This is a genomic window from Kitasatospora purpeofusca, assembly GCF_000718025.1.
Taxonomy (GTDB): domain Bacteria; phylum Actinomycetota; class Actinomycetes; order Streptomycetales; family Streptomycetaceae; genus Kitasatospora; species Kitasatospora purpeofusca.
In genome coordinates this window covers 113,301-119,355 of record NZ_JODS01000023.1, presented here as the reverse complement: position 1 = coordinate 119,355, position 6,055 = coordinate 113,301, and the positions used below count along the sequence as shown (strand labels likewise).

The window sequence follows — 6,055 nt, the reverse complement described above, 5'->3', positions numbered from 1 at the left end:
CCTGCTCGCCGTCCGCACCGCGGAGGGCACCACCGAGGACGAGGCCCTGCGCCTGGCCGGCGCCCTGGAACACGCCTCCGAGCACCCCATCGCCACCGCGATCGCCACCGCAGCCGCCGAACGCCTCGGCACCCTGCCCGCCGTCGACGGCTTCGAGAACGTCCCGGGCCTCGGCGTCCAGGGCGTCGTGGACGGCCACGCCGTCGTCGCCGGCCGCGAGGCCCTGCTCGCCGAATGGGCGCAGCACCTGCCGACGGAGCTGGCGGAGGCCAAGCGGGCCGCCGAGGCCGCCGGACGGACCGCCGTCGCGGTCGGCTGGGACGGCGCCGCCCGTGCCGTCCTGGAGGTCGCCGACGCCGTCCGGCCCACCAGCGCCCGGGCCGTCGCCGAACTGCGGGCCCTGGGCCTGCGACCGGTCCTGCTCACCGGCGACAACCGCGCCGTCGCCGAGGCCGTCGCCGCCGAGGTCGGCATCCCGGCGGAGGACGTCCACGCCGAGGTGCTGCCCGAGGACAAGGTGGCGGTGGTCGGACCTGCGCTCCGCCGCCGACGCCATCCGCCTCTCCCGAAAGACCCTCGGCACCATCAAGGGCAACCTCTTCTGGGCCTTCGGCTACAACGTCGCCGCGCTGCCGCTGGCCGCCGCCGGGCTGCTCAACCCGATGATCGCCGGTGCGGCGATGGCCTTCTCCTCGGTGTTCGTGGTCGGCAACAGCCTCCGGCTCCGCACCTTCCGCTGAGTGCCTTTCCGCTGGACAGCCTTTCCGCCGAGCGCCCTCTTCTCGGTGCCCGTCCGTGAGCTCCGGAACCACATCGGTTCCGGGGCTCACGGACGTGCGTCGGGCCCCCGGACGTTCGGTCCGGCGAACGGGCGCTGATCCGATGAGGGGACACAGCCGAGGCGTTCCCGGAGGTCAGCGGCCCGGTCGCATAGCGTGTCGTCGCCGTGTCGTCGCCGTGCCGTCGGCGGGCCGGTGGTCCGCGGCTCGTCGGCGGCCCGTTCGGCGGACGGCTCTCCGGGGACGGCTTCGGGCACGTGGGACAAAGGGGTGCAGGGTGGCTTCCTCGGGAACGAGCGGCTCCTTCGGACGCGGGCAGCGCTTCCGCGCCTGGCTGCTGGAGGGCCTGTCCGACCGGGTCAAGCAGCACCCCGGCCCGCACGCCCAGGCCCCCGCCGAACAGGCCCGCCCCTGGTGGCGGGTGATGTGCCTGACCGGCCTCGACTACTTCTCCACCCTCGGCTACCAGCCCGGCATCGCCGCCCTCGCGGCCGGTCTGCTCTCCCCGGTGGCGACCGTCGTCCTCGTCGTCGTCACCCTCTGCGGCGCCCTGCCGGTCTACCGCCGGGTGGCCCGGGAGAGCCCGCACGGCGAGGGCTCGATCGCGATGCTGGAACGCCTGCTGTCGTTCTGGCAGGGCAAGCTGTTCGTCCTCGCGCTGCTCGGCTTCGCGGCCACCGACTTCATGATCACCATCACCCTGTCGGCCGCCGACGCCACCGCCCACCTGGTCGAGAACCCGCACCTGAACAGCGCCCTGACCGGCAAGCAGGTGATCATCACCCTGGTGCTGATCGCCCTGCTCGGCGGCGTCTTCCTCAAGGGCTTCAGCGAGGCGATCGGGCTGGCCGTCGTCCTGGTTGCCATCTACCTCGCGCTCAACGTGGTCGTCGTCGTCACCGGCTTCTACCACGTCTTCAGCTCCCCGGGAGTCGTGACCGACTGGGCGGACGCGCTCACCGCCGAGCACGGCAACGTCGTCGCCATGATCGGCGTCGCCCTGGTGACCTTCCCCAAACTCGCCCTCGGCCTCTCCGGCTTCGAGACCGGCGTCGCCGTCATGCCGCACATCGAGGGCGACCCGGACGACACCGAGGAGAAGCCGACCGGCCGGATCCGCGGCGCCCGCAAGCTGCTCACCACCGCCGCGCTGATCATGAGCGTGTTCCTGATCACCACCAGCTTCATCACCACCCTGCTGATCCCGAAGGAAGCCTTCGAGAAGGGCGGCGAGGCCAACGGACGCGCGCTCGCCTACCTGGCCCACGAGTACCTCGGCAACACCTTCGGCAGCATCTACGACCTGTCCACCATCGCGATCCTCTGGTTCGCCGGTGCCTCCGCCATGGCGGGCATGCTCAACCTGCTGCCCCGCTACCTCCCCCGCTACGGCATGGCGCCGCACTGGGCGAAGGCGGTCCGGCCGATGGTCATCGTGCTCACCCTGATCGCCTTCCTGGTCACCTGGCTCTTCGACGCCAGCGTGGACGCCCAGGGCGGCGCCTACGCCACCGGCGTACTCGTGCTGATCAGCTCCGCCGCGATCGCCGTCACCATCGCCGCCCGGGCCGCCCGCCAGACCGGCTGGACCATCGGCTTCGCGATCATCGCGGCCGTCTTCCTCTACACCACGGCCCTCAACATCGCCGAACGCCCCGACGGCGTGAAGATCGGCGCCTGCTTCATCGCCGCCATCGTGCTCGTCTCCCTGCTCTCCCGGCTCAAGCGCGCCTTCGAACTCCGGGTCACCGACATCGTCTTCGACGAGCCCGCCGAGCGCTTCGTGCGCGACTACACCCATCGGCCGCTGCGCCTGATCGCCAACGAGCCCAACAGCCGCGACCTCGCCGAGTACCAGGAGAAGAAGCGCCAGATCCGGGCGGACAACGACATCCCGGCCGAGGACGACCTGGTCTTCGTCGAGGTGACGGTCAAGGACCCCTCGGAGTTCGAGGCCGTGCTCACCGTGCACGGCGAGGTGCTGCACGACCGCTACCGGGTGCTGACGCTGGAGAGCTCCAGCGTCCCCAACGCGCTGGCCGCGCTGCTGCTCACCGTCCGGGACCGCACCGGGCAGCAGCCGCACATCTACTTCGAGTGGACGGAGGGCAATCCGTTCGCGCAGTTCCTGCGGTTCTTCCTGTTCGGGCAGGGCGAGGTCGCGCCGGTCACCCGCGAGGTGCTGCGGGAGGCGGAGCCGGACCGCACGCGGCGGCCGCGGGTGCACGTGGGCTGAGGGGGCGGGGAGGGCGGGGCGGGAGGGGAGTCCGGTGGGGGAGTCGGGGATGTGCGGGGCCTGTGCCGATGGGTTGTCAGGTGCATAGCATGGCAGTCCGCTTGCCCCACTCCGTCAGTCCGCAGAGGAGTAACTTCCGTGCGTTATCGCAGGTTCGGCTCGATCGTCCTGACCGGTGCCCTCGCCCTCCCCGCCCTCGGCACCGCCCCGGCGGCCTTCGCCGGGCCGGTTGCTGCCGAGGGTCCGTCGGCGGCCGCGGTCGCCGCTGCCGCCGGCGGCTCCCGGCACCGGGTCGAGGTCTTCGCCGAGGACGGCTCGATCGGACGGGTCACCGTGCCCGCCGCCTCCCCGTACCTGACCGGCGACCGCCCCGGCCTCGCCCCCGCCGCCGGGGACGGCGAGGTCACCCCGATCCTGCGCAGCGGCGACAGCGCCGGCAAGGTCGACGTCGTGGTCATCGGCGACGGCTACACCGCCGCCGAACAGGAGAAGTTCCGCGCCGACGCCGCCGCCAAGTGGCAGGAGCTCAGCGCCGTCGAGCCCTACGCCGGCTACCGGAACCTGTTCAACGTCTGGGCCGTCGCCACCGTCTCCGCCGAGTCCGGCATCACCGGCGACCCGGACCGCGCCACCGTCCGCAACACCGCGCTCGGCTCCTACTTCTGGTGCGAGGACATCGAACGCCTGCTCTGCGTCGACACCAAGGCCGTCGAGAACTACGCCGTCAAGGCCCCGCAGGCCGACCTCGTCCTCGTCGTCGCCAACACCGCCAAGTACGGCGGGGCCGGCTACAACGTCGCCTCCCCGCTCGGCTACGACGGCATTGCCACCGTCGCGGGCGGCAACCCGAAGGCCGGGCAGATCGCCGTGCACGAGACCGGCCACTCGCTCGGCAAGCTCGCCGACGAGTACTTCTACGACGGCTCCGACACCTACCCGGCCGGGGAGGGCGAACCGGCCGAGCCCAACATCAGCATGTACACCGCCGACCGGCTCACCCACGACCGCGCCAAGTGGTACCGCTGGATCGGCCGGACCTCGCCCGACGGGGGCGTGGTCGGCAGCTACGAGGGTGGCGGCTACTACCCCAAGGGGCTGTACCGGCCCACCGAGAACTCGATCATGCGCTCGCTCGGACGGGAGTTCAACCTGCCCGGACGGGAGGCGATGATCGCCGGGTTCTACCGCCACGCCGTGCCGCTCACCAGCCCCACCCCGGCCGGCACCCCGCTCACCCGCACCGACCGCCTCACCGTCGACCTCCCGGTCCCCGGCACCACGATCAGCTGGTCCCTGGACGGCCGCGTCCTGCCGCAGCTGCGCGGACGGACGACGGTCGACCTGCGCACCGTCCCGCTCCCCGGCCCGCGCGGCCGCGCCCACACCCTGACCGCCACCGCCACCGACCCCACCCCCGCCGTCCTCGACCCGGCCCTCCGCGCGGGCCTGACGGCCACCCTCTCCTGGCCCGTCACCCGCTGACCGGGGCTGCCTCTTCTCGGGCGGTCCGATCCGGATGGTGCGGCTGCACGGGAAGTCGGTCCGTCCGACTTCCCGTGCGCGGACGGCGGCCGTGCCCGGAGCGGCTGCGCCCGGGAGCCCGGCCCCGGAACCCACCCGGCCGGACGGAGCCGTCGGCCACCTGCGACAGTGGGCGGACAACCAGTTCGACGACGCAGGTGGGAGGCCCGGTGACACTGCCGAGGAAGGGCACCCGGCTCATCACGGTCGACCAGGTGGCGTACCGGTGGGCCGTCAGGCGCAGGCCCACCTACAGCCAGGGAATCGGACAGTCTCCGCTGACGGTTGCCGTCGAGCGGGCGGAGGAGCCCGGCTCGGTGCTCGTCGTCCGGCTCCCGGGAGCGCATCCGGGCAACTGGCTCGGTCTGCCGACCGTCGGCGCCACTCCCGCGACTGTGGCGCTCGCGGTCCGCGACGCCCGGGAGCGTGGCTGGCAGCCGGGGACTCCGGGCGGCCCGTTCCACCTCGAGCTGGCCCAGGGGTCGACACCCGTTCCTGGCCCACCTGGCCCACCTGGCGCTCCTGGCCCTCTTGGCGCTCCGGCCTCCGATGCGCCGGGCGGCCCGTGAGCCACCGGCGGGCCGATCCACCGGTGAGCCGAATCCGCAGGTGAGCCGAATCCACCGGTGGGTCGATCCACCGGTGGGCCGCGACCGGCGGACCGTCAGCAGGCCGTGAGCACGGCCTCCTCGTAACCGGTGACGGTGGTGAAGCCCAGACGCCGGTAGAGGGCGAGCGCGGTGGGGTGGTCAGCCCGGACGTTCAGGCCGATGTGGTCGACGCTGTCCGCCAGGACCTCGCAGAGCCGTGCGGTGCAGGCCGCCGCGAGCCCCCGCCCCCGGGCCTGCGGGTGGGTGGTGACGTTCCCGATCACCGCCACCCGTCGGGCGGCGGAGTGGACGTGCACGCCGGCCGTCGCGAGCAGTCGGCCCCCGGCGTCCCGGACCCCGACGTAGGGGCCGGTGGTCAGCATCCGCTCGTCGAACCAGTTGCCCGGGTAGCCCGCGGCGAACAGGGCGCGCAGATCCGCGAGGTCCGCCGCGCCGAGCCGCTCCACCGGCCCGAAGGGGCGCGCGTTTGACGCTCCGCCCAGGTGCGGCACGAGGGCGGCGGGTTCGGTCAGCGCCATCCGCAGCATCGCCGTCCGGTGCTCGGCGCGGTAGTCCGGCGCGAGGGCGTCCACCCCGCCGTCGGTGAGGTGGGCGAGCAGTCGGCGGGGCAGTACGGGCCGCATCGCGCGCAGCAGCCCGGCCAGGCGGTCCGCGTGCGCGGGCCGGGCGAGGCCGAGCAGGGTGGGCACCTCCCCGACCGCGTACAGCAGCGCCACCGGACCGTCCGCCGATGTGGTGTACCAGGCGGTGTGGGACCAGAACGGCTCGTCCAGGTCGCCGAGTTCGAAGAGGTGGAGCTCAGGGTCCCGGCCGAACCGCTCGGCGAGCGCCGCCCGGTCGTGCAGGCTGGTCAGCGGCGCGGGGGCGGCAGGGGCAGAGGGGTGGGCGGAGGCCGGGGTCGAGGACAC

3 protein-coding genes and 1 pseudogene are annotated in these 6,055 nt (G+C 73.3%); 3 read left to right on the top strand and 1 reads right to left on the bottom strand.

Annotated elements, in window-relative coordinates; translation table 11 throughout:
- From IF01_RS46000 to IF01_RS0128565, 3 genes and pseudogenes are all read left to right on the top strand, one after another.
- A pseudogene (locus tag IF01_RS46000) lies at positions 1–740 on the top strand (HAD family hydrolase); the annotation flags it as partial.
- Positions 741–1,056: 316 nt separating this feature from the next.
- Positions 1,057–3,015: an APC family permease gene (locus IF01_RS0128570; RefSeq protein ID WP_030396450.1), complete on the top strand. Its 1,959-nt coding sequence runs from the start codon at positions 1,057–1,059 to the stop codon at positions 3,013–3,015.
- Positions 3,016–3,153: 138 nt separating this feature from the next.
- On the top strand, positions 3,154–4,497 hold the full coding sequence (locus IF01_RS0128565; RefSeq protein ID WP_244215656.1) for a M64 family metallopeptidase: 1,344 nt from the start codon (positions 3,154–3,156) through the stop codon (positions 4,495–4,497).
- Between the two features lie 703 nt (positions 4,498–5,200).
- On the opposite strand, the gene IF01_RS0128560 is transcribed toward IF01_RS0128565, so the two are convergent.
- Entirely contained in the window at positions 5,201–6,055 is an 855-nt protein-coding gene (locus tag IF01_RS0128560) for a GNAT family N-acetyltransferase (protein WP_244215655.1), read from the bottom strand.